Genomic DNA, 24,894 nt, shown 5'->3' with positions numbered 1-24,894 from the left:
TAAGCTGCCTATCTTGGCAGCTATAGCTTCAATGACTAAATTTTCAAATCGCTGATTTCCGGAATTCCGATGGTGAACAGCCTGTAATTCTCTTAAAATTGTTACTAAAATACGCTAAATCAGCGTAGCCCACTCTCTCGGCAATTTCTGACATTCGTAAAGTCGTATTAAGTAATAACCGTTTACTTTCCTCAATCCGCAGCTCCGTTAGATAATCAACGAATTTTTTATTTAATTGCTGCTTGAACAATTGACTAAGATAACTAGGATTCATATGTACACTTTCGGCTGCATCTTTTAGTGTGATTTGGTCTAAAGGAGTTTTTTCTAAATACTGTAATACTCTTTCGATCGTTGAAGAAGGAAGACTTTCATCTACCGTTTGGATATTCAAGTCCTTAGCTAATTTTTCCAGCCACTTTTCTAGGCATGCTTTTAGTTCCGTTTCTTCGACTGGTTTGAGCAGATAATCGGTCACTCCTGTTCGCAGCGCCTGCTGGACAAACTGAAACTCGTCATGCACACTGATCACTATCACTTCCTGCTTCCTTTTCAAGTGGCTCAACTCTTTAACAAATGAAAGTCCATCCATGATGGGCATTCGGATATCTGATATGATTAGATCCGCATTATTTTGCTTTATCCAATCGAGTGCCTCCAAGCCATTTTGACATTCGTGTACGACTTGCAATGGAAGATTCAACTTATTAATGGTCCATTTAAGGGCTGTACGAACCCATCTCTCGTCATCAACCAACAAAATCGTTTTTCTCATGGTTTATCCCCCTCCATATGCTGGTCCAAAATCGGTAAATGGATTAATACCTTTGTCCCGGAACCAAATTTACTTCTAACTGTGATACCATATTCCGAACCAAACAAATAATGAATCCTTTGGTGCACATTTAAAATCCCGATATTCTTCCCGTCTTTGGCTGGTGTTAATAGGTTTATTCTTTTCCTGATTTCTTCTAAATTCCTTTCCTCTATTCCCTTCCCATTATCACAAATACTGATGACATATGATGATTCAGAATAACGGTAAACAGAAATTACAATTTTGATTTTTCTAACTCCGGCATCGTGACCGTGTACAAAGCAATTTTCAACCAATGGCTGTAGGGAAAACTTAATGGCCTTAAGTTCCATTGCCCATTCGGGAATATCAAACTGATAATCAAAACGGTCCTCAAAGCGAAACTTTTGAATCTTAAGGTACATTTCGCAAAAATTTATTTCCTCACGCAGACTAACCGTGGAAGATTGATTATTTAAATTATAGCGGAGCAATTTTCCAAGCGAATAGGACATAACAGCAATATTTTCCTGTTCTTCCTCCAACGCCATTCCCCTAATCGTCTCTAGTGAATTATAGAGGAAGTGAGGATTCATTTGTGATTGAAGCATTTTTAATTCTACTTCTTTTTGCTTGAGCGACATTTCAGCTTCTCTTAATTTAGATACGTATACCTCCTCAAGTAAATTAGCTAGTTTTTCAACCGTATTATTAAAACCTGCCGTTAATTGACCGATTTCATCATTTGAATCCACACGGACCCTGCCTTCAAGATGACCCGTCTCTACTTCCTTCATAAAATGCTGCAACCTGCGAATCGGCCGTATAATGCTAGTGGCGAAGCCGAAACCGATTAGATAAGCCAAAATTAACGAAACGATAATCGTGGTAGAAATGGTTTTCTCAATCTGGATAATCCCGCCGGTTAAATCACGGTAGGGAACAGCGGTTAGAAACCGCCAGCCAAGGTTTTGCGAAAAAGTAAACGTAACAAAATCTTTTCGCTGATTATCTAATATCTCTGTATGGCTTCCCTCTGTTTTTAAGGTAACAAGCTGCTTGTATTCTACCTTTTTTCCAAGCTTCGTATAATCAGGATGGTAGATGTAATGCCCATTTGCATCCAAGATAAAAAAATAGCCGTTTTTGCTAATCGTTACCTTATTTGAGATTTCTTCAATTCGTCTAAAATTTATATCAATGATGAGCATTCCGACAGGCAGAAGTGTTCGTGGATTATAGAGTCGCCTGACAAGTGAAATAACAGGCTGCTCATTATTTGCTAATGTCAATTTTCTCGTTACTAACATACTCATCCCGTTTAGTGGCACTAACCGATACCAATACTCCTCTTTGATTTTAGTCGCGGGATAAAAATTTCTTGCCCCAAGGGTATCAATGACTTGTTCGTTATCTAATAGGATCGTGATATTACTGATATCTGCCCTTGAATACTCTGCCGCCTTTAAGGTATTTCGAGTAGCATCAATCATACTTTGTCTATGATCGGATATTGTTGATTTTAAAAGACTGGATAATTCTGGAGAATTAATGATTTTGAGACTGGTGATTTCAAAATCCTGTAAATAATATTCAATATGTGTTTGTACTTGATCAATGACTTGTCTGCTTGATTGTCTAAGTTCATTCTCAAGCTCAGCAGATGAACGTTTATACGAGAAAATTCCTACTGAAAGGACAGGAAAAATAACGAGAAAACTAGAAAAAACGCAGAGTTTTATCATTAAGGATTGATTTTTTAAAAGAATAAACCGTTTAATAAATTCTGCCATTTTCCTCATTAGTTTTCATTCCCCACCGGTAATATTTTTTAAACAGAAAAGACCCAGTTGGCAAAGGAAACATTTACCAACTAGGTTTACTGCGTGCTGCTATAGTTTATGGACGGGCTTTTTCAATTGCATCCATGACCTCTTTATAATCTTTTGAATAGGAATCTACCATCGATTTAACGGCATCTTTCCATGGTTGAATATCATCGACCTCTGTAAAGACTACACCCGCATCTTTAAGCTTCTTAGTGGAACGCTCTTCCCATTTATCCCACTCTTCTCTTTGTGTTTTAACAGAATCAAGCGCTGCTTGTTTAATCAATTTTTGATCCTTTTCTGAGAGCTTATCCCATGCAGTCTTACTAATAAGCAATACTTCAGGAATCCGCTGGTGATGGTCTAAAATAAGGTTTTTGGCCTCTTGATAATGATTGGACGAGTCTAAGCTTGGAAGATTATTTTCTGCACCATCAATAATTCCTGTTTGCAGGGCACTGAAAACCTCTCCATATGGCATTGGTGTTGCACTTGCACCTAAAGCTTCCATGAAATCAATATTAATCTTACTTTGTTGTACACGAATCTTTTGACCTTTTAGGTCTTTCACACTCTTTAATGGTTTAGTAGAGTAAAAACTGCGTGAACCGGAATCGTAGTAAGCAAGCCCTTTCATTTTGGATTTCTCTAATCCATCTAACAATTTGGTTCCCATCTCACCGTTAAGAAAATTCCATAAATGCTCTTCGCTTTCAAAAACATATGGAAGTCCAAGTGCGGTAAACTGATCATTAAACTCAGCAAGCGGACTGGAGTTGATTCTAGTAAATTCAATCGCGCCAAGCTGAACCTGTTCTAGTACGGATTTTTCATCCCCTAATTGGGCAGATGGAAAAACTTCAATTTTAATTCGGCCATTCGTTCTTTCCTCTACTAATTCAGCAAACTTTTTGTCACCAACAACTGTTGGATAATCAGGCGGCTGATTGTCTGCCAAACGGAAGGTGTATTTTGTCCCCTCTTGCTTAGCCCCTCCGCTTTTTGTGCTTGATGCTTCTTCTTTTCCACAAGCTGCGAGGATGGTCCCCATCAATAAAGTTGCTGCTAAAACCCCAGTAATCTTTCTTTTCTTCATCTAATAACCCCCTTGATATTTTTATAAAAATTTATTGTTACCTTTCCTTCGGTTACTTGACTAACAAATGTGGCAGCCACAACACAACCTCAGGAATATAGGTAATAATTAAAAGAACAACAAGTAACGCATAGAAAAATGGCATCATCGCTTTTGTCCCTTGCTGGATCGAGACCTTGCCGATCGCACAGCCGACAAACAGCACGGTTCCTACCGGTGGTGTCAATAGACCAATCCCTGCATTTAAAATGAGGACAATACCAAAGTGTACTGGATCCATTCCAAAATTCGTAACCACTGGAAGCAGGATAGGCGTCATAATTAAAATCATGGGTGCCATGTCCATTGGTGCCCCAAGCAGCAGCAACAAAATATTAATAATTAAGAGAATAATAAGTGGATTATCCGAAATACTTAAGAATAAATTGGTTACCATCGCAGGAACCTTTAAATAGGCTAAGATCCAGCCAAATGAAGCGGAAGCCGCAATTAAGAAAAACACCATCGATACTGTTCGCATCGTCCGGGTTAAGATTTTCCATAGATTCGCTAATTTTGCTTCGCGATAAACGACAAACGCTAGAATAAAAGAATATAAACAAGCAAGAGCACCAGACTCCGTTGCGGTAAACCATCCAGTCAAGATTCCGCCTAAGATAATAACCGCAGGGCTTAGTGATAATAAGCCGTGTAAAAGAATACCGCCTATTTCAGCCCTAGGTACGGGGTCTGCTTTTTGATAGCCTCGTTTCCTTGCAATAATATAACCTGTAATCATCAAGGAAATTAACATGATAAATCCAGGAACAATCCCTGCCATGAATAAACTAGCAATCGAAACGCCGCCTGCTGCTAAGGAGTATAAAACTAGATTATGACTCGGCGGAACGACTACCCCTTGAATAGCAGAAGCGATAGTAACACCAACTGCATAGTCTGCTTCGTACCCCTTCTTTTTCATCATTGGAATCATTACAGAACCAACGGAAGATACATCGGCGACAGCAGAACCGGAGATATTTCCAAAGAACAAGGCGGCCACACTGTTGACCATTGCTAGTCCCCCACGGATTCTACCGACCATTAAACTGGCAAAATTCACAATCCTTGTAGCCAGTCCACCTTCACTCATGATTTGTCCGGTCAGGATAAAGAAAGGAATCGCTAGCAAGGAAAAGGAATTCATTCCTTGGATCATTTGCTGCCCCACAACAGGAAGAGGGATCTTTAGGTAAATAACGGTTAGTAAGGATGAAGCAATAAGTGTCAGGGCAATCGGAAATCGAAATAAGATTAAAAGAACAAAACTCGAAAGTAAGATAATGATGCCAATTGTATTTGTGTCCAAGTTACAATCCCTCCTCTATGTCTTTATGACGATTGGTATTAATGTTAAAGAATTGGAGAAGAGAATAGACACAAATCATCACTCCAGTAACCGGCATGACAGCGTAGGTTATACTGCTTGGCAGCTTTGTTGCCGGCAGGGTAGAATCCAGCATCAATACCGTAAAGTCCCAGCCTTGAATGACTAGATATAAACCAAAGGCAAACGTGGATGCACTGATCATCTTATCGAGCATCGTATTAAATTTCTTTGGAAATAGATTGGTAAACGAATCGATTCCCATATGGATATACTCACGAAATCCTATTGCGATGGCCATAAAGGCAAACCAGGCGAGCAGCAGAAGCGTAATTTCTTCTGACCAAAAGAAAACAAAATTAAATAATTTTCGTGTCATAACCTGGGTGGTTACGACCAAGATTAGGGCAATTAACGACAGTAAAGTGAATTTTTCAAAAATTCCATCGATTACTAGACCTATCTTCTTGATTACATTCATAAGCCTTCCTCCAACTTGAAAACGTTTTCTTATCCTTCATTTTACGGACCTTATGAATGTTTTAAAATGTTGTTTTTTTAGGATAATTTGTGATTTTTTTAGGTTGGATGTTTTTTGTTAGTCTAGTAAACGAATTAATTATTTTAAACTTAACATGTTTATGGATTTCATTCAACTAGCCTCCAAATAAAAGATTCTCTGCCCTTTTCTATACAAAAAGAACAGAGAATCATTTTCGAATGGTTCCAAATTAAATTCGTAGGTGATTTAGACACGTCGACCGGAAACCGAGCTGCCTAGTCCGAATCCTTAACCACATATCCCTTATTTTTTAAAACTCCCCTAATTTCCTCAATATGGTCCTGATTTTTCGTTTCTAACGCGAGCTCTAACTGGGCATAGCCAGGATAAATATCCTTGCCAACATGATCAAGATGAACTGATTGAATATTGGCATCCAACTCAGCGATCGAGCCCAACACCCTTTGCATTTCACCTGGCTTATCTTTTACAATCATAGAAAAATTAGCATACCGTCCCGACTCCACCATACCACGCTCAATAATCCGCGAGATAAAATTCACATCCACATTCCCACCGCTGATAACCGCAACCACATTCTTCTCTTTAAAATTCACCTTCTGATATAAAAGTGAAGCTAACGATACAGCCCCTGACCCTTCCACCAGCAGCTTATTTCGTTCTAACAGAAGCAACATGGTTCTGGCAATCTCCATTTCATCCACACAAATAATATCATCAACATACTTTTCAACCAATGCGAAATTATGTAATCCCGGTTTCTTAACAGCAATTCCATCTGCCATTGTCGGCGTAGACTCCACCCTTACAGGCTCATGTTCAACTAACGATTGTCTCATACTCGGACAAGCCATGGCTTGAACGCCATAAACACGAACATGAGGATTTTTCTCCTTAACAGCCAATGCGATGCCACCAATGAGTCCACCTCCCCCAACTGGAACCATAATTGCTTCTACATCTGGAAGTTGCTCTAGTATTTCTAAACCAACCGTCCCTTGTCCAGCAATAACCGCGTCATCATCAAAGGCGTGGACAAAAGTCGCCCCCATCTGATCCTTTAATTCCAAAGCGTATGCAAGGGCATCATCAAACGTATGTCCCTGCAGCACAACCTCCGCTCCATACTGTCTGGTCGCAGACACCTTACTTAGCGGGGCTCCCTTCGGCATAACAATCGTACAGGGAATTCCTAACATTTGACTTGAATAGGCGACACCTTGGGCGTGATTTCCGGCGGAGGCAGCCACAACCCCTTTTTGCAATTCCGCCTCCGTTAAAGAAATCATTTTATTATAGGATCCTCTTACTTTAAAAGAACCTGTTTTCTGCAGGTTTTCCAACTTTAGATAGACCTTATTATTAGCTGAAATACTGCTAAAGGTTTGTGAAAAATCAAGTGGAGTTGTGTGGACAATTCCCTTCATTTTTTCACGAGCAAGGATAATATCATCTAGGGTTATCAATACAATACCTCCTACATCCCACTTTCTTATTGTTAGGATGTGCTTGGATAAGCGATCTATACTACTGCAATGATTAACTGCAGCTAACTGGTTCCCTACGGAACAATCCGCGGTGGCTGGACGGTCTCCTCTTCAAGTACACGAAGACCTCCAATTACTTCATACGCAGAACCAACCGATACAAGGAAATCACCTGTAATGGCCATTTTTTGTTCTTGGATCAGTTTGATTTTATCGGTTTCACCAAGTTGGCTTTGTACAGATAAAGCCTCTAATAGCTGACCGATTGTCCGAATCCAAGCACCAGATAATATTTGCTGTTCACCCAATCGATTGGCGTCTTCTTCTAAATGGAATAATTCGGATAATCCTTTTAACTCAATAAATTGTCCGATCACTTGAATCCAGAGCCCTAGGGCAACCTCTTTTTCCAATTGTAAAATTTTTTGTTCGTATTCGTTTTCATTATGCTCGCTTTTCGTATCATTCATTTGTTTAGGCACCTTGCTTACTCCCCCCTCAGAACACAAATTTGAATTATTTTATGATAAACCACTACAATCGTGTATGGATTTTTTAATAGGAAGAGACCTAGTCAAAATTCCCCCGCCTCGCATAGAGTAATAAAAAGTCTGAACACATGATAAAAATGGGCGGTGAATGAAATTGTTAGAAGTAAAAGAGTGTAAATACGGCAGGGGAATCTTTGCAACTAGAAATATTAGCAAGGGTGAACTGATACATGAGGCCCCAGTTATTATTTCTCCCAGCGACGAATACAAAAATTTGAAGAAGACGATATTTGTCGAGTATGTATTTTGGTGGGGCGAAAATTTAGAGGAATGTGCACTGGCATTAGGCTATGGTTCGCTATTTAACCATTCCTATACACCAAATGCATTATATAAGCTCAACTTAAATCAGAAAACGATTGACTTTTATGCCTATACCGATATTAAAGAAGGCGAAGAAATCATGATTAATTACAATGGTGATCCCGGAAATGATAAGCCGGTATGGTTTGATGTTCTTTAAAACTCCTATATAAAGATTGAAGGGACCTAATAGGTCCCTTTTATGTTCTTACTGGTAAAGGATATCATCTCTTAAGGATGCGACTCTTGTTAAAGCTTGATCAATATCAGCTTCACTTACACCATAATGAGCAAGGGCCTTATGTAAATGGTTGACAATTGCATTAAAGTGTTCAGGCTGCAAATTCATCCCTTGATGAGCTTTCGCCATGGATTGACCAGAATATTGTTTTGGTCCACCGAGAGCAAAGCTGATAAATTTGGTTTGGTGACTCTTTTGTTTTTCCATATCGGTGTGTTCAAAAAATTGATTGACAGTCTCATCCTTTAACACCAGTTCATTATAAAAAAAGTCGACCACTTTTCCAATTGCCTCTTGCCCGCCAATTTTTTCATAAAGACTTTGTTCCATGAATATTCACTCCTATACTGTTAAGTACAAAACTATTTTCCTCAGAAAAATTGTTAATATACACACTTAACGAAACCTCGTCAATTGAATAAATTTCTATCGTTAGAAAAAGATAAGAAAAAATTAGTTAAGGGGTATTTTCAGATGCAAACTAATAAGATCCTTAAACCGTTAAAATTAAGCCCAAATAATTTAAAACCGGATGCAAAGTTAACCGCACCTGAAATGGGAAAACTCTGGGCAACTTATGTTGGCAATAGTATGTCAGCCTGGATATTAAGGTACTTTCTTAAACATGTGGACGATGATGATATTAGATTGATCTTGGAAAACGGCTTAAGTTTATCTGAGGATTTTATGCAGAGAATCGAGCAAATCCTTTCAAAAGAGAACTTTCCTACTCCCATTGGTTTTACAAAAGACGATGTAAATCTTGGAGCTCCTCGTTTATTCCAAGATGAATTTTACGTTCACTATTTAAAGTATGTAGCAAAAGCAGGGCTAAGTTTATATAATGTGGCGATTCCTTTAGTGCTAAGAGAAGATATCAGAGACTTTTTTGTTTATTGTAATGTCTCTACGATTACTTTTCTCGGTCAGTTGAACGATGTTTTAATGATGAAAGGTCTTATCATAAAACCTCCAATACTGCCCATACCCGAAAAAGTAGATTTTATAAAAAAACAAAACTACTTAAAAGGATTTTTGGGAGAAGTTCGCCCACTCCACGCACTGGAAGTCACACATCTTTACGATAACATTGAAAATAACACAACCAGCAAAGCCTTATTAATTGCATTTAGCCAGGTTGCAAAAAATGAAGAAGTTCAACAATTTCTCATTCGCGGCCGTGAAATAACAGACCGATCCGTGAAGCAATATAGTGAAAAATTACAAAAGGATAATTTACCTTTCCCCTCTCAGTTAGACCATTTAATAACGGAATCTACCTTTTCACCATTTTCCGATAAATTAATGGTCTTTCACAAGGTTGATATGTTCTCGATGAAGATAAGGTCGTTTGGAAATTCAATAGCGGTAAATGGAAGAAGAGATATTGGGTCCATGTATATGCGATCACTTGCAGAAATGTTGGTTTACGTTGAAGATGGAGCCAATATATTGATTGAGAATGGCTGGATGGAGGAGCCTCCGAAAGCGGCCGATCGATCCGATTTAGCATCCAATAAATCTTAGTTATTGGATGCTTTTATTATGATTATTTTACCAGTAAATCCTCTAAAGCGGGTTGGAGTAATGGGTAGGAGAATTCAAAGCCTTCTCCCTTCAAAACTTCCGGAATAACATGCTGTCCTTCTAATACAAGTGCACTCTTTTGCCCAAGTACCCATTTCATTGCTAAGGTTGGTACCGGCAGCCAATGCGGGCGGTGTAAAACGGATCCAATCATTTGACCAAACTCCTTCATTCTAACTGGAGCAGGTGCTGTGACATTGACCGGCCCATGCAATGGTTTATCTAAAACATAATGAATCGCCCGAATAACATCCGTCACATGTACCCAAGAAACCCATTGCTCACCAGAACCAACAGTTCCTCCAGCAAACAATTTATATGGCATTACCATCAATGGAAGTGCCCCGCCTTCTCGGCCAAGCACGACTCCAAATCTCATAAAAACTGCCCGAATACCAGCTGCTTCAACTTGCTCCGCTTGCTTTTCCCAGTCATGAACCGTTCTACCTAAAAAATCATCGGCAATTTCTCTAGATTCTTCCGTATAAACAGTATTTTGGGACGCTGGGTATACTCCGATGGCACTTGCATTGACAAGAACATTGGGCCTTTTTTCCAATCCGTTGATAATCCGAATCAGTTCCTTTGTAGCCATCATCCGGCTGTCATATATTTGCTCTTGATGACTCCTATTCCATCTACCCTGATTGATCGAAACACCTGCTAAATTAATAAATGCATCTGCACTTCGTATTTCATCCTCAGGTGATGCCCCTTCGGTCAGCCAATTCACATATGTAGCTTTTCCAGATGGCATATGTGCCGTTCTTGTTAATATAATGATTTCATGCCCTTTTTTTAAAAGGAAGTTGGTCAATTTTTGGCCGATAAATCCTGAACCACCAGCGATAACAATTTTCATCTTATCCCTCCCATCATTCATCTATTTTTTTCCAATGATTATAAATGAATTCCTTAAACAATTCATTGAGTTGTGTCTTTTTTTGATTTTTCAACCATTCTACCTGATCAATCGGCAGTTTTAGTTTAAATTGAATATCTTCATCCGGCATCTCTACTTTTCTAATTTCTTCTAAAGTGATGCCTTCTTCGATATTCGGAAACCAAGGATCATTCTCATTCACCTGTTCCAAAAAATAATAGTCATCAGGGTCATTAAGTTCACTAAATAAATTAAGCTGCGGCAAACCCCCTGCTAAGACTTTTACATGCATAATCGAATGAAGCACTCTGCCATCTTCTAATTCTATTTCAATAATGAGATTATCTTCCTTTTTATATTTCTTTACGACAACCTCACTGACGATGATGTCCAACTCTAAAGTGAATCCTGAACTTGCTGCAAAAACATAGATCGCACTTTTAAATACGTGGATGTTTTCTCCATCAATTTTCACTGATTTAACTACTGCCATAATGGTTCCCCCAAAAAGTTGTTTCTTCGTAAATAGTAATAAATATGTATTGGATTATCTATCATCATAACACCAAATGAGCTTTTTGAGGATGAAAAATGGTCTGGGATAAGTTCGATTACTGAAGTAAAAACTAAATCATAACTAAAAAAGGAGTGTTTACTGATGGTAAACGAAAAAAATAATCAGAGTGTTGATGACAATACAACGGGACAGCACAAAAAAACGTTAGATGATATTAAAAAGAAAAGTCCGATGAATTGGGGCGTGTTAGACATTGCGGAAAGTGTTCAGCATCAAAATACAAGGGAGAATTAATTTTATACATCCAAAAGGAGAGTGGTCAAAAAAGCCGCTCTCCTTTTCGAATTTAAGTGATAATAAAGGCTTCATCGTTCACAAGCAGACTTTTTACTTCCTTTGGGTCAACAGGTTTGCTAATAAAATTTCCTTGAGCATAGTCGCAAGCTCTATTGACAAGGAAATCATACTGTTCCCCATTTTCCACGCCCTCGGCAACGACATTAATTTTTAAACTATGGGCCAAGGAGATAATAGCAGAGGCAATCTTTGCATCTGCGTCGTCCCTTTCGATATTAACGATAAAGGAGCGGTCAATCTTTAGTATATCAATTGGGAAAAATTTTAAATAGCTAAGTGAAGAAAACCCGGTTCCAAAATCGTCAATCGATATCTTAATCCCTAGTTGTTTTAATTCTTGTAAAACAATCACTGCTTCTTCTGGATTCTTCATGACAATTCCTTCTGTCACTTCCAATTCCAGCGAGTTAGGTGACAACCCTGTCTCTTCAAGAACAGAGATGATCATTCCAACCAAGTTCTGTCTTTGAAATTGTTTTGGTGACAAATTGACACTAATCGTTAAATCACCGAAGCCTAAATCCTGCCATTCTTTACACTGCCTACAGGCCTCTCGCAATACCCACTCCCCAATAGGGTTAATAAGGCCCGTTTCTTCGGCGATAGGGATAAAGGCATCTGGGAGAATAATTTGATTCAATTTATTTTTCCATCGAATTAAAGCCTCCATCCCGTTTATTTCACCTGTATGTAAGTTTACTTTAGGTTGGTAATAAAGGATAAATTCATTTTCATCCAATGCTTTTCTTAACAGAATCTCTAGGTCCATCCGTTTATTAGCATGATGTTTCATATCAGGATGGTATAAACTATAGCAGCTTCTTCCTAGTTCCTTCGAACCATACATCGCGAGGTCAGCATTTTTAATGAGAGAATTAAGGTCTGTCCCATCTTTTGGATAAAAACTAATCCCCATGCTGGTTGAGATATTGAGCTTTTGTCCCTTAATCAGGAAAGGGGCTGCCATCACTTCCATAATTCGATCGCAGATTTCAGTAATTTCTTTTTCACTAGATAATTGAGGGATAAGAATGATAAATTCATCCCCGCCAAACCGGGCCAGTTTAACCTCTCTATGATCTGTCGCGGCTTGCAGCCTTTTTGAAACTTCCTTTAGCAGCAAATCGCCCGCTTCGTGTCCCAAGCTATCATTTACGACCTTGAAATAGTCCAAGTCAAGTAAAATAAAACCCAATATGCTAGAGGATACGTTCTTTTGGGTGATATGCTCCTCTATAATGGACTGGATTGCCCATCGATTAGGCAGATCCGTTAAGGCATCATGAAAGGCCATATGTTTGATTTGTGCTTCAGCTCTTTTTTTATCACGAATATCTCGGCATAGAGCAAAATACATTTGATTTTCACCAATATGAATCAGGCGAATATTGATATCAACCGGAATTTGAGTATCGTCTTTCCCCGTCATTAAATCTTCGAAATTACTAGAGGCCTGCTCTTTAGAATCAATTTTTAAGTGTTTTATTTTTTCAGGAAGCTTGGAAAAAACCATTTCAGTACTCATCCTAAGTAGTTCTTCCTTGGAAAAGTTTAAAACTTCGCAAGCAGTTGGATTGACTTCTGTAAACATTCCGTCTGTTCCGATTAAGAAAAAACTATCCGCGGCTTGCTCTGTTAAGCTTCTGAACTTCTCTTCACTTTCTTTTAAGCGATTTTCAGCTCTGACACGGTCGGTTATCTCTAATGCAAAACCCAGTAAAAAGTCCTCATCAGATTCATCAATGTGGATGATGGTTTTTCCAGAAAACATATGATGTTCCTCACCTTTGTATCCACTTGGAAATTCCCTGGTGATTAGCTGCCGCTTCTTCCAAACTTCAAGGTCATAAGCTCGATTAAGTTTGGCGATTTCAAGGGGAAAGTAATCAAAGATCGTTTTTCCAACGATTTTATCCAAACTTACCCCATTCGAAAGGCAAACTTGCTTGTTAGCATAGATGGTGCGCCCTTCCGGATCTTCTAAAAAGATATTTATTGGTAATGCATCCAGTATACTAAGATATAAGGATTCATTTACGCGAATTTGCTTTGAGAGCTTCTGGTTTTGCCGTTCAAGTTCAGCGACTTGTGAACGCAGCTTTTCTAATTCGATTGCTTGCTGAATAGACTGAACGTTCATCTATACCCTCCTCAAAATAGATAGGATCTTGTATTTTTATTTAAAGTAGTTGATTTTTGATTTGTAAAAACTGATTACATATATTTCTATTATATAACATTATATAATAGGAATATTTGCTCACTTTTTTGATTTAAGAACGATTTATGAATATGAAAGAAAAAAATGAAGCGCGAGCGTGGGTACCCGTATAAAATATCTAATTAAGGGCATTTTATAGATAGGACTTGTAGCTCAAGTGATAGAGCAACTTGCAGTCATCCTATGAAGACTGTAACGTATCTTGTGGGTTTGAATCCCACCAAGTCCTATTAAATGAAGAAGCTCCTGACATCATCGTTAAATAGATGATGCCAGGAGCTATTTTTTTCGTGTATTTGGAACCGATTATATCCCGCCACCCTCGTCATGAATGGTGCTGTTTTCTTTACGGATGTTGGCATATAGGCTTAATGTCCCTAAAGCAGCGATTAAAGTACTTAAGATAACGATAATATTGTAAAAATTAGTCTTGATCAATAGATTAATTAAAGTATAAGAAATCACCAGTGACGCTAATGGTGATATCAGCCATACCTTCAAAATCTTTCTAATTACCGCTTTTTGCCAAAAACCAATCCCTTTTTGTGATGCCCCAATTCCTAAGATCCCACATGTGGTTACTTGTGTTAAAGGAATCGGCAATCCAAAAATAGAGGCAATCGTAACTAATGCTCCACCAGTAAAAGAAACAGCACTACCCTCTAATAAAGATAGTTTGGTAATTTTCTTCCCATTGGTCTCGATCACCCTGCCCCCCAAGAGAATCGCACCTAATGCAACAAATAATCCTCCGATCCAAATCCCTTTAGATGTAGAAATCATCCCTGCTCCAACTAACGGTCCCACCGCATTGGCCACATTATTCATCCCTGCAGAAAAGGCTTCAAAGCATCCCCCCAAGACAAGGATTCGCCCCAGCCATTTTTTCCATTTCCCTTGCTTTGTCAAACTTGGCCAGCGCTTTTCGGATTTGGCAATGAGCTTACCAAAAATAAATGTAATGATAAATGAGACAACTGGAACTATGACCCAAAATGCAATAATAACTATTAGACTATTAATGAATAAACTTTTAAAAGCAATTCCGGCACCTACAATGGCACCAACGGTAACTTCACTAGTCGATAATGGAATTCCCATTAGATTTGCTATAAACAATGTAAGGGTTGCCCCTGCCAGAATAAGAACCACTAGTTCAATTGTAAGTATTTTTGAAGGAATTATTCCACTTCCAATCGTCTTTACAACCTCTCCGCCACCAAGAACGGCACCTAAAAAAGCGGCGATGGCTACTAACACCATAGCAAGCCATTTATTCTTGATCGCATCTGCACCATAGGCTGACCCCATTGATGCGGCCGTTCCGCTTGCTCCAATATTCATCGCGAAGAAGAATGCTATGATATAAGCTAAATACGTCCAAAACATATCAATCTCTCCTTATGTATGTCTATCTATCTAGCAGAATAAATCTCGCAATGTTCCGAAATTTCAATTCATACTATTCAGGTAGGATTAATTTTATATTATACAATTCTTTTTTATAATAAGCAACATCCAAATTACTTATGTCACGGAATTTTTTAAATATTTCTTATTAAAGCTAGTTTGATGTGAAGTCTTTTAAAAGTTTATAAAGCAGAAAATGCTATAACCCACTAAGGCTATAGCATTCTTTATCATATTTATAACTCTAATGTTGCACTCTTAATGCCACGCGGCGAATTTTTCCTGAATCGGTTTTGGGCAGTGCTTCCATATATTCAATAACACGCGGATACTTGTAAGGTGCAGTTAAGTTTTTTACAAAGCTTTGCAATTCTTTTGTTAACTCAGGTGTACCGTCAATCCCATCTTTTAATACCACACAGGCTTTTACAACATTTCCTCTAACAGGTTCCGGAGATGGGACGACAGCACACTCTTTTACTGCTTTATGTTTCATTAACGCATCTTCCACTTCAAAAGGTCCAATCGTATAGCCGGAACTGATGATGACATCATCTTTTCTTCCTTGGAACCAATAATAGTTTTCCTCATCTCTATATGCTCTATCTCCCGTTAGAAAATATTCATCAAGATAGGATGCGGCAGTGGATTCTGGATTTTTATAATAGTGTTGAAATAAGGCTGGGAAATCCTTTTTAATCGCAATTGTCCCAACTTCCGTTACGGGAGCAGGCTGGCCTTCTTCGTTAACAACTTCAATATATTCTGGCATTAATGGCTGGCCCATTGAACCTAATTTACTCTCATCAATATTTAAATTAGCTATCAATAAAGTACTTTCGGTTTGGCCGTACCCGTCACGAATAAGGATGTTAAACTCATTTTTAAAAACGTCAATAACTTCACGGTTCAGTGCCTCACCAGCGGAAACAGCAGTATGTAAAGCTGCTAAATCGAAGGTTGAAAGATCATCTAATTTTGCCATCATCCGATATTCGGTAGGTGTACAGCATAATACATTAACCTTATTGTCCTGAAGCAGCTGTAAATATTTATGAGGCTGGAATCTGCCATTATAGACAAATCCAGTTGCACCGGAACCTAAAATCGATAAAAACGGACTCCAAACCCATTTTTGCCAGCCTGGTGCAGCTGTTGCCCAAACAAGATCATACCCACTAATATTCAGCCATTTTGAGGCAGCAATTCGTAAATGTGCATAACCCCATCCATGACTGTGAACAACACCTTTTGGCTGCCCGGTTGTTCCAGATGTATATGCCAGGAAGGCTACATCTTCTTTCAAGGTATCCGCATCGGTGAAGGTTTCTGATTCATCCTCAGCTAATGCTTCCATAGAAAGCCAGTTAGGTACCTCCTGACCGAAGGCAATCTTAAATTGAAGAAATGGTGTTTCCTCTGTTATATTTTCAAATTCTTTGACCAAATTGTAATAAGAAATAACAGCTTTTGCCTCTGAGTGATTCAAGCGATATAATAAATCCTTTGCCCGAAGCAATTCAGAAGATGGACTTATGACAATCCCTGCTTTTAAACAGGCTAAATAAATCACATATGACTCAATTAAACGAGTCGTCATGACAACTACACGATCGCCTTTCTCTAGTCCTAATTTCGTTAATCCATTTGCAAACTTATTCGCTTTCTTATTGAGTTCATCATAAGTAATTGTTTGAGTTTCACCGGATTCATTTACCCATTTCAAAGCAATTTTCTCAGATACATGCTTTGAGATTTCACTTGCTAAATTAAAGTGTTCTGGTGCAATTAATGATTTTAAATCCACGGTTGTCAATCTCCAATCAGTTAAATTAAAACACACATATTGTTAATTAAAATTTTGTGCATTTTGAGAATTAGTACCTAGTAATAGTACAAGCCTTTAAAAATTATATACATACTATAATACCACTTTGAATTTGAATGTAAATTATTTAACATCGAAGTTCACTTAATCGTAGGATGTATTAACTAGATAATTGATATTCCCCCAACACAAATGGTGCCTGGCACCATTTATAATCTCGGCATAAAAAAAATAGGAGAAAATCAGTACCATGTACTGATTTCTCCTATTACCAAAAAGCAAAAACGTGTTACAGTGTTAAAGTACTTATTCAAAAAATATAACTAAATTTCAAAATCCACAATAATAGTATCTTCCAAGCCAATCTCCTTCAAGTAGCTAAAAACTTCTTGATGTGCTGGATGCGGCCCATAGTTTACTACGGAAGTTTTGTCTTCAAAGCGGATCGTCAAGCCCATTTCATAACCCTGACTTCGGTTTGAAAAATTGGCCCCCTGCTGAATGTCTACAATCCCAGGTATCACATCTTTTAATAATAACGTCCTGCGAATTAATTCTTCTTTTTGTTTTTCGGTCGTTTTTGGTGAAAACTTTAGTAAGACAATATGCTCAATCATGATGTGACTCCTAGTTTACGATTCAACTTTTCCTTATCAAAACCGGCAATTTGCTTGTATCGATTAGAAATTCCCTCCAATTCCTCATAGGAAACCACATCTTCTAAATCGATAAAACCATGAGGGGCACGTTCTTCAACCATTTGCATCACCACTTCTGGACCATTCTTCCGATTTAATAGAACAATATTTGCTGTTGCTTCTAACCTAGCTTCTTCATAGACCTTCAATGCTAGCTCAGCATCCCGATATTCCAAAATCGCTTCTCCCAATGCATCAGCATCAAGGATCGCTTGTGAAGCACCATTCGATCCAATTGGGTACATTGGGTGTCCCGCATCACCTAATAAGGTTACCCGCCCAAAGGTCCATTGCGGCAGGGGATCACGGTCAACCATTGGGAATTCATAAACAGCATCTGTTTCTTCGATCAGCTTTGGTACATTCAGCCAGCCAAAATCCCATGACTCAAAAGCCGGTGCAAAGATCTCCTTGTCAATTTTCCGATTCCAATCTGCCCTTGAAGGCATTTCGTCACCGACAGCTAGTTCCGCAATCCAGTTAACAAGCGATTTTCCTTTCGCAGCTGTATCAGGGCAAACGGGATAGGCAACAAATTTTTGATCCTGGTAGCCTGCCATAATCATCGATCTTCCTGTTAGGAAAGGTGTAGATTCTGTAATACCACGCCATAATATACGGCCGCTAAATTTAGGTATACCTTCATCCGGATAATAAAATTTCCTTACAACAGAATGGATACCGTCCGCACCAATCATGATGTCAGCATGGTGGGTCCCAAGACTCTCGCCTGTCTTTCGATTTTCAAACTGAGCTACCACTATGTCACCAAAGGTTTGGAAGGATTTTAAATGGTGTCCAGTAAACACCGACTTCTCCCCAAGTTCTTTTTTGACCGCTTCTAATAGCAGCATATGCAGCTTTCCCCGATGGGTGGAATATTGCGCCCAGTGGTACCCCGCTTCTATTCCTCGCGGCTCACGCCAAATATTTTGACCGAATTTGTTAACATAAATAAGCTCGGCTGTAGGCAAGCCAATCTTTTCTAGCTCATCCGCTAAACCTAGTTCGGTTAAAACTCTTACTGCATGTGGTAAAAGATTAATCCCAACACCTAGAGCTTTAATCGTTTCTACGCTTTCAAAGACACGCACTGACACGCCAACGCGGTGAAGTTTCAAGGCGGTCACAAGCCCGCCAATACCACCGCCAACTATCATGGCTGATTTGATATTAGTCATATGAATCTCTCCTTGTTCTGCAAAAACTTGCTGATTATTCTTAATTATTACATAAATAATAAATATTTCAATAATAAAAAATACGAGATTCGAAGCAATGTTCACAAAATTTTCACTTACGAGAAAATAAAAACTACAGCTATAATACGAAAGATAAAATAGAAAGGATGATAGTGTATTGCCATCAACTAGGAAAGAAAGTATTTTATTTGGTACAATGATGTGTTTTGGAATGGTTTTAGTTATGACGGTTTATAATTTATTACTAAATGGATTGTTTGGTGAAATACCAGTAGGTGAAATGTTTGTCGAAGGGATCATTGGATTTGTCATTGCCTTGCTTTTAGATCTATTTATTGTTGGTCCAGTAGCTAAAAAAGTAGCCTTCATGCTTCCTTATGGCAAATCTAAAAAAATCTATGTCATTCTTGCAATCTCATTTTGCATGGTAGTAGGAATGGTTCTGTTTATGTCCCTGTATGGATTAGCAACTGCCTATCTAGTAAACGGACTAAGCCCAGCGATTATTACAGACTACTTATCCATAGTAGTTAAGAATTTTATAGTTGCTTTCCCTCTACAACTTTTAATTATGGGACCGGTTGTTCGGTATTTGTTCGTTAATTTTGTAAAGGGTAAGAAACCCATGAGAGTTGCATAGGAAAATGTGCAACGGTAAATATAAAATGCCTAATTCCTCTTTATTTTAATTGAGAAATTAGGCATTTTTTTATTTCCACTCTAATCGATGCTAACATCTAACATATTTGCGTTTGAAACCAAGCTTCCTCCCTCTATCTATTTCCTTTTGAATACTTTCGGAAGCAAGCAGAGTACTGCTTTTTTTCTTGTCCCGCCTGATTTCGACTGGTCCAACTGCCTTTGCGGTTTCAACCGCCTTATCATGGAGCGGCAAATAGGAAATCCCAACAGTGTAAATAAAATTATTCATAGCGGATTTTGACCGATCAGGAGAATTATGTATCGTATTTTCTACCTGATCAAGCATACCGGAAATCTTGCTTGCACTAAATTCACTGTCCGGGCGATTACCCAAAAGCCAGCAGTAACAGCTCCAGCCTGCCGACATTCTAAGTTCTTCACCGCTTGAGATCCATTTATCAGCAACATCTTGCGCAATTTCGGTTTCAGCCAAAGTTACTGAAACCACAAAATCGGACAGCATATAAAAATACGCCGCATCCATCCAACGCTCAAAATCAGCCTCAGTCATTGTCATTGGGTCCGAAATGATGCCGGCAAAATACATGGCATCGTAGTTCCCTGTGGCGTAAAGCTGCTCGGCTAATCGCTGATTTTTTTTGATTTTCTTTGCGAGCGGCTTCATGGCGCCTGTAGCCACTCCAAAAAGCGGCTCGTGTGCACCATTACTTAAGTAAGTCTTTTTTATTCGTTCCTTGCCGAGCGCTTCTAGTTCCTGCATAACCATTTCAAAATCCATCGTTTTGCACTTCCTTCATTAATAAACATATCATTTTGATTGTAGCACCCGAATACGGAACCCTGCACCAAAATTTGGCAGCTTTTTATAAGATAATTTCCCTATCGTTACACGAGCTTATGCGCATACCACTTCTTCCCTTTAAATCGCCAAACAAAGATCAGTGTCCGCATCCCCCATTCAATATTCATCGCCACCCAAACACCGATAATTCCAAATCCTAAAGTAATCCCCAATAAATATCCTAGGACTACCCTCAATAGCCACATCGATAGCAAGGATGCAATCGATGTAAAAGTGGAATCCCCTGCTGCCCTTAAAGCCGAGGGCATAATGAAGCTTGCTGGCCACAACAATGGATGACCGACTGCAGAGATTAAAATAAGCATAAAAATGGTTGGGATAATCTCAGCCGGCGGACTGAACAGTTTGATTAATAATGGAAACAAAGGTAGTAACACGGCATCCGCCAGCACAAACAGAATCGTGCCAAGTCCAATCATGGACATAATAAATTTCCTAGCATCCTGGACGTTCCTTCTTCCAATACATTGTCCCACAACCGTTACGATGGCAATACTTAATGAATTGGGTCCTATTTGAAATAGCAAGGCAATCGAATTCCCAATGGCATAAGACGTCAAAGCAAGGGTTCCTAATTGCACAATAAATGTTTGAGTTAACAGCTTACCACCATTGAAAAATAACTGCTCCGCCGCGAATGGAAGCCCTATAAACATTACTTTCTTTAAAATAGCAACATCAATATGCACCGCATTCTTCAACTTAAATCGGATTGTATCATTGTATTTAATGATATAGATTAAAGAAGCAACTACACCTAATAATCTTGCAAAAATGGTGGAAATCACAAGACCTTCTACGCCCATATCAAAAATGGTAATCAGTAAAACATTAAGAATGGTATTGGTTAAATTCATTAGTAAAGATAAATTCAAGCATGGTTTGGTCTCGCCGACTCCTCTTAATGCCCCCGTTACAGCTTGGAATATGGCAATAAGCGGATAAGAAAGACAACTGCCGATTAAATAAATTCGGGCATTATAAAAGACATCTGCCTCTGCTTTACCAAACAAAAGGTTTAATGTTGGTGTATGAAAACTAATTACCAGTGCACTAAGAATAACTGAAAATAAAGTAACAGCTGTTATAGCTTGTGTGGCTGTTTTGGACACCATCTCCGCATTTCCACTGCCCTTATATTGGGCAACCATTACGGTACCTCCTGTTGCGACCGCAATAAAGACGTTCACTAAGAAGATATTCAATGAATCTACCATACTCACAGCACTAACCGCAGCAACCCCTGCAGAGCTAACCATGGCTGTATTTAACAGACTCATAATGATCAAGAATGCCTGGTCAACAAAAATAGGCATTATGATTGCAAATAATTTCTTGTAATCGATCGATTCTCCAGTAAAATACTTATCCAACAAAAAAACAGTTCTAGGTTTTATTCTCACTGCGAGTTTATTCATACCGCTACACTTCTTTTCGATTTGTTATGTAATCAATCATAATTGTCAAATTAATATGGACTATTATAGCACTAATTATGGAAGAGATAAGGGATTTTTTTTTTTTGTATCTTATAATATTTTTAACTAAAAACAAATCCAAAGAATAAAACACTGCTCTTATCTATATGAAATCCTTCAGATAATTATTATCTGATTTCAAATGGCAAAAATATGTGATTAAAAGTCATATTTTTCAAAAAAAATACCACTTCTTGTTTTAAATGGTCTATATTAATAAAATGAAGGGTAATAAAATTAGTGGATACGTAAGCTCACTTCTCCATATGGAATTTGAAAGGGCTTGTAATAAATTTAATTGGAGGATAAGGAGGATTATTTTATGTTTTTATCCTGTCCCGTTTTGGCTGCACTTTTAGGGATGCTGATTGCGCAATTTGTAAAAATACCGATTCATTTTATCTCAACAAGGGAATGGAAATGGAATTTGATGTTTAGCACCGGCGGAATGCCGAGCTCCCATACATCTACCATAATCTCCTTAACGACAGCGATTGGATTAATTGCTGGATTCAAATCAAATGAATTTGCGATTTGTGTTGTTGTGTCTGCGATTGTTATGCATGATGCGACTGGTGTTCGCAGACATGCAGGCTACCATGCCGAAATTTTAAACACTTTATTAGTTGATTTCAATAAACTAATCGAAGCATTAAAGAACCCAAATATAAAAATGCCCGAGTCTCGAGAGAAGTTAAAAGAATTATTAGGTCACCAGCCAATAGAGGTTTTTGGTGGAGCCATCACAGGCATCATCATTGGTATGGTTACCTATTATCTATATCCGTTCTAAATCTAAAACACATCAACAATCCACCGTAATTCAACGGTGGATTGCTTTAGTAAATAATGATTTAAGCGAATCGATAATAAATCAATAAAAAAGTCGCAAGGACAAATATAAAATTCAAGAAAACAAAGATAAATTGATCAATTTTTGTTTTATGCATTTTGATTGGCGGGTTGTAGAATGATACACCTTCAATGATAAAGATTAATAACACAATATGAATCATAAAATGACCAATCACTTCAGTCATACCGAATAACATGGTGGTAGAGATAAAAATACCTGTTACAACAAATCCTAATACTCTATTTAAAATACCGACAACTAATAAATAACCTACGACAAATTCTATAAACGCAGCCATCACCACAAATAGATCTGGTGCAAAACCAAACGTAGGTACGTGATGGTGAATGACAATATCTAAGGCCATATCTGGGTAAACCCATTTTTCAACCGCTACCCAGCTAAGCGATAAACCAGTTCCTAAATATAAAAAAGGAAAACCTACTTTTTCCAGCCTTGTATTTCCTACCAATAAGACACCAATGATGGCAACATAGAATCCGTAGTCTAACATATAGAAAATGCCATGGTGAATTGTTACATAAATAAATAATCCTAATAATAAAGTTGCACCCATTTTCGTCGAGATATGGTGTGGGATTAATAAAAATCCAATCGTCATCCATGTTAAGACGACAGCTGCAGTATTATGAATATGAAACTCAGGTGCAAATAATGTTCCATTGACCATCTGGATGGTCAGTGCTGCGGCGGTTCCATATTTTAGTATATAACGTGAATATTTTCTTAAACTAGAGAGACGGTCTTCCCACTTTTTCATTGGTCCCCAGTCAGCCATTTTCGGAATAATTAACGTCAAAGAAGCTAACACAACGGCTGCCACTATTGCTAAAAATATAAACGCCGGTGATACGATATGTTCGATTGACTCCTTATGCGGCTCAACATTTGTGAACCACTTCACATGAGCATCGGCAAAAAAAGGAGTCATAATAAGGCCCAACATTAATAGAATCTGAAATATCTTTTTCATCTGTAAATCCCCCTTGATAACATAAACAATATGAATATAGTGTTAATATACATGATAAAATAGTCCCGTAACCGGACCATTTTTGAACATTATGTGAATTAATTCACATAAAATCTAATCAGAAATCTGAATAACATATTCAACCGTAAAAAAAAGAGATTGTCCACCCAACTTCCTAATAAAAAACTTTAAAGTGGATGGTATAATTTCAGGATAATTGGATGGTTATTTAAGAATGGAGATGCGTTATTATTATTATAAACTATATTGATTTAATAAATTTACTGTATCGAGGTGTATCATGAATATAATGCTTGCTTTGGTTACGCTTATTTTAATTTTCGCTGTAGTTTCTACTATACTATTAACTGGGAAGTCAGATGAAAACTACAGCAGTTCCACAAAAAGAAATACGATGAATTTGACTTTAATATATGTTGTCATTATTTTTCTAGCATTAATTTCACTAGGAATCTACATTTGGTTAACCTAGTGAAAAATAATTTAATAATATGCTATGATGTTAAACGGAGATGATTCGATATGACATGGACAATTATTTCAATAATCCTCATTAGTCTATTAAAAATATTAGTTACTTGCCTCCCAACCGGTCCAGTAGAATGGTTAATCAGGAAATTCGAAACCCATTCAAAACTTGGTGATGAGAATATCACCTTGATCATTGACGGAAGACGTCTCGAAGGTGACGACAAAACGAAGGTGATTAATGACTTTAACGAAGCAATATTTCTAAAGAAACACTATATATTTCCAGGCACCGAGGAATTATATTTAAATCCTGAGAACAGTGACAGTCCCATTGTGATTGAAACTATAAGAGGCAATAAAGATTTGAAGTTATTTGTGTACCGATACAAAGATCGCGTTGATGTAGTAAAGCAGTTTAAAAAGAAATTGGTTGCGTATAGTCTCATGTCCGAGAGTCTTCAAAAGTCTTCTATTTAATCGAAAGACTGAGGAAGATATAAACCGGCTCAATATCTATCAGAAGAAATTATGGCTCAGTTCAGTTTACTGAGCCTTTTCTTATACTTTCATGCTTTTTATTATCTATATGATTTCACCTTCCATGGTATGGTACACTAGAAGGTACAAAGTATGAGATTACATAAGAGGTGGCAA

24 protein-coding genes and 1 tRNA gene are annotated in these 24,894 nt (G+C 38.0%); 7 read left to right on the top strand and 18 right to left on the bottom strand.

The genetic code is table 11. The features are described from left to right. Window positions 1–43: 43 nt before the first annotated feature. The 7 genes from AAHB15_RS08370 to AAHB15_RS08340 all read right to left on the bottom strand — a co-directional run bounded on the left by AAHB15_RS08370 (window position 44) and on the right by AAHB15_RS08340 (window position 7,579). The gene (locus AAHB15_RS08370) at window positions 44–775 is read right to left on the bottom strand and encodes a response regulator transcription factor (protein WP_335572171.1); all 732 of its coding nucleotides are present in this window, start codon (window positions 773–775) and stop codon (window positions 44–46) included. Further along, window positions 772–2,598: a sensor histidine kinase gene (locus AAHB15_RS08365; RefSeq protein WP_342042181.1), complete on the bottom strand. Its 1,827-nt coding sequence runs from the start codon at window positions 2,596–2,598 to the stop codon at window positions 772–774. The genes AAHB15_RS08370 and AAHB15_RS08365 overlap by 4 nt, the downstream gene beginning before the upstream one ends. A gap of 97 nt (window positions 2,599–2,695) precedes the next feature. Further along, complete coding sequence (locus AAHB15_RS08360; RefSeq protein ID WP_342042180.1) at window positions 2,696–3,721, bottom strand: TRAP transporter substrate-binding protein; 1,026 nt, start codon at window positions 3,719–3,721, stop codon at window positions 2,696–2,698. A 52-nt stretch (window positions 3,722–3,773) separates the two neighbouring features. Further along, window positions 3,774–5,069: a TRAP transporter large permease gene (locus tag AAHB15_RS08355; RefSeq protein WP_098531523.1), complete on the bottom strand. Its 1,296-nt coding sequence runs from the start codon at window positions 5,067–5,069 to the stop codon at window positions 3,774–3,776. A gap of 1 nt (window position 5,070) precedes the next feature. Further along, window positions 5,071–5,568, bottom strand: a complete 498-nt coding sequence (locus AAHB15_RS08350) for a TRAP transporter small permease (RefSeq protein ID WP_342042179.1) — start codon at window positions 5,566–5,568, stop codon at window positions 5,071–5,073. A gap of 296 nt (window positions 5,569–5,864) precedes the next feature. Continuing rightward, on the bottom strand, window positions 5,865–7,076 hold the full coding sequence (gene ilvA / locus AAHB15_RS08345; protein ID WP_144565172.1) for a threonine ammonia-lyase: 1,212 nt from the start codon (window positions 7,074–7,076) through the stop codon (window positions 5,865–5,867). Window positions 7,077–7,171: 95 nt separating this feature from the next. Further along, window positions 7,172–7,579, bottom strand: coding sequence for a hypothetical protein (locus AAHB15_RS08340; protein WP_342042178.1), 408 nt, complete (start codon window positions 7,577–7,579; stop codon window positions 7,172–7,174). A gap of 157 nt (window positions 7,580–7,736) precedes the next feature. Between AAHB15_RS08340 and AAHB15_RS08335 the strand changes: the two genes are divergently transcribed. After that, the gene (locus AAHB15_RS08335) at window positions 7,737–8,111 is read left to right on the top strand and encodes an SET domain-containing protein (RefSeq protein ID WP_335572166.1); all 375 of its coding nucleotides are present in this window, start codon (window positions 7,737–7,739) and stop codon (window positions 8,109–8,111) included. A gap of 48 nt (window positions 8,112–8,159) precedes the next feature. Here AAHB15_RS08335 and AAHB15_RS08330 read toward each other — a convergent pair whose 3' ends face one another. Further along, window positions 8,160–8,522 carry a group I truncated hemoglobin gene (locus AAHB15_RS08330; RefSeq protein ID WP_342042177.1) on the bottom strand — a complete coding sequence of 121 codons (363 nt, stop codon included), beginning with the start codon at window positions 8,520–8,522 and terminating at the stop codon, window positions 8,160–8,162. A gap of 144 nt (window positions 8,523–8,666) precedes the next feature. Between AAHB15_RS08330 and AAHB15_RS08325 the strand changes: the two genes are divergently transcribed. Beyond that, a complete protein-coding gene (locus AAHB15_RS08325) occupies window positions 8,667–9,719 on the top strand; it encodes a DUF3231 family protein (RefSeq protein WP_342042176.1) in 1,053 nt (350 codons plus the stop codon). A 22-nt stretch (window positions 9,720–9,741) separates the two neighbouring features. On the opposite strand, the gene AAHB15_RS08320 is transcribed toward AAHB15_RS08325, so the two are convergent. Further along, complete coding sequence (locus AAHB15_RS08320; RefSeq protein WP_342042175.1) at window positions 9,742–10,641, bottom strand: TIGR01777 family oxidoreductase; 900 nt, start codon at window positions 10,639–10,641, stop codon at window positions 9,742–9,744. 13 nt (window positions 10,642–10,654) lie between these two features. After that, window positions 10,655–11,155, bottom strand: a complete 501-nt coding sequence (locus tag AAHB15_RS08315; protein WP_335572163.1) for a hypothetical protein — start codon at window positions 11,153–11,155, stop codon at window positions 10,655–10,657. Window positions 11,156–11,320: 165 nt separating this feature from the next. Here AAHB15_RS08315 and AAHB15_RS08310 point away from each other — a divergent pair, with 165 nt between their 5' ends. Then, window positions 11,321–11,473: a hypothetical protein gene (locus AAHB15_RS08310; RefSeq protein WP_342042174.1), complete on the top strand. Its 153-nt coding sequence runs from the start codon at window positions 11,321–11,323 to the stop codon at window positions 11,471–11,473. A gap of 52 nt (window positions 11,474–11,525) precedes the next feature. Here the strand turns inward: AAHB15_RS08310 and AAHB15_RS08305 are convergent, their stop codons facing one another. Beyond that, complete coding sequence (locus tag AAHB15_RS08305) at window positions 11,526–13,676, bottom strand: sensor domain-containing protein (RefSeq protein ID WP_342042173.1); 2,151 nt, start codon at window positions 13,674–13,676, stop codon at window positions 11,526–11,528. Between the two features lie 223 nt (window positions 13,677–13,899). Between AAHB15_RS08305 and AAHB15_RS08300 the strand changes: the two genes are divergently transcribed. Then, window positions 13,900–13,986 (top strand) — tRNA-OTHER (locus AAHB15_RS08300). Between the two features lie 77 nt (window positions 13,987–14,063). Here AAHB15_RS08300 and AAHB15_RS08295 read toward each other — a convergent pair. The 4 genes from AAHB15_RS08295 to AAHB15_RS08280 all read right to left on the bottom strand — a co-directional run bounded on the left by AAHB15_RS08295 (window position 14,064) and on the right by AAHB15_RS08280 (window position 18,874). Continuing rightward, entirely contained in the window at window positions 14,064–15,146 is a 1,083-nt protein-coding gene (locus AAHB15_RS08295; RefSeq protein ID WP_144565187.1) for an inorganic phosphate transporter, read from the bottom strand. Window positions 15,147–15,411: 265 nt separating this feature from the next. Continuing rightward, complete coding sequence (locus tag AAHB15_RS08290) at window positions 15,412–16,974, bottom strand: acyl-CoA synthetase (RefSeq protein ID WP_342042172.1); 1,563 nt, start codon at window positions 16,972–16,974, stop codon at window positions 15,412–15,414. A gap of 344 nt (window positions 16,975–17,318) precedes the next feature. After that, the gene (locus AAHB15_RS08285; protein WP_342042171.1) at window positions 17,319–17,612 is read right to left on the bottom strand and encodes a Dabb family protein; all 294 of its coding nucleotides are present in this window, start codon (window positions 17,610–17,612) and stop codon (window positions 17,319–17,321) included. Next, window positions 17,609–18,874 (bottom strand): flavin-dependent oxidoreductase, encoded by a 1,266-nt coding sequence (locus AAHB15_RS08280; RefSeq protein ID WP_335575447.1) that lies wholly within the window; start codon window positions 18,872–18,874, stop codon window positions 17,609–17,611. The genes AAHB15_RS08285 and AAHB15_RS08280 overlap by 4 nt, the downstream gene beginning before the upstream one ends. 178 nt (window positions 18,875–19,052) lie before the next feature. Here AAHB15_RS08280 and AAHB15_RS08275 point away from each other — a divergent pair, with 178 nt between their 5' ends. Beyond that, the gene (locus tag AAHB15_RS08275; protein WP_342042170.1) at window positions 19,053–19,535 is read left to right on the top strand and encodes a DUF2798 domain-containing protein; all 483 of its coding nucleotides are present in this window, start codon (window positions 19,053–19,055) and stop codon (window positions 19,533–19,535) included. Window positions 19,536–19,625: 90 nt separating this feature from the next. Here AAHB15_RS08275 and AAHB15_RS08270 read toward each other — a convergent pair whose 3' ends face one another. Together AAHB15_RS08270 and AAHB15_RS08265 are read right to left on the bottom strand one after the other, a co-directional pair. Beyond that, a complete protein-coding gene (locus AAHB15_RS08270; RefSeq protein WP_342042169.1) occupies window positions 19,626–20,336 on the bottom strand; it encodes a DNA alkylation repair protein in 711 nt (236 codons plus the stop codon). Window positions 20,337–20,443: 107 nt separating this feature from the next. Further along, window positions 20,444–21,838 carry an MATE family efflux transporter gene (locus tag AAHB15_RS08265; protein WP_335575444.1) on the bottom strand — a complete coding sequence of 465 codons (1,395 nt, stop codon included), beginning with the start codon at window positions 21,836–21,838 and terminating at the stop codon, window positions 20,444–20,446. A 382-nt stretch (window positions 21,839–22,220) separates the two neighbouring features. Here AAHB15_RS08265 and AAHB15_RS08260 point away from each other — a divergent pair, with 382 nt between their 5' ends. After that, the gene (locus AAHB15_RS08260; RefSeq protein ID WP_335575443.1) at window positions 22,221–22,691 is read left to right on the top strand and encodes a divergent PAP2 family protein; all 471 of its coding nucleotides are present in this window, start codon (window positions 22,221–22,223) and stop codon (window positions 22,689–22,691) included. A 61-nt stretch (window positions 22,692–22,752) separates the two neighbouring features. On the opposite strand, the gene AAHB15_RS08255 is transcribed toward AAHB15_RS08260, so the two are convergent. Next, a complete protein-coding gene (locus AAHB15_RS08255) occupies window positions 22,753–23,748 on the bottom strand; it encodes a hypothetical protein (RefSeq protein ID WP_335575442.1) in 996 nt (331 codons plus the stop codon). Window positions 23,749–24,291: 543 nt separating this feature from the next. Between AAHB15_RS08255 and AAHB15_RS08250 the strand changes: the two genes are divergently transcribed. Continuing rightward, entirely contained in the window at window positions 24,292–24,717 is a 426-nt protein-coding gene (locus tag AAHB15_RS08250) for a YfmQ family protein (RefSeq protein ID WP_335575441.1), read from the top strand. The last annotated feature ends 177 nt before the right edge of the window (window positions 24,718–24,894 follow it).

Source organism: Bacillus sp. OTU2372 (genome assembly GCF_038440275.1).
Taxonomy (GTDB): Bacteria; Bacillota; Bacilli; order Bacillales; family Cytobacillaceae; genus Neobacillus; species Neobacillus bataviensis_B.
Note: the sequence above shows the minus strand (reverse complement) of the source record. Positions and strands in the feature narration are given on the sequence as shown.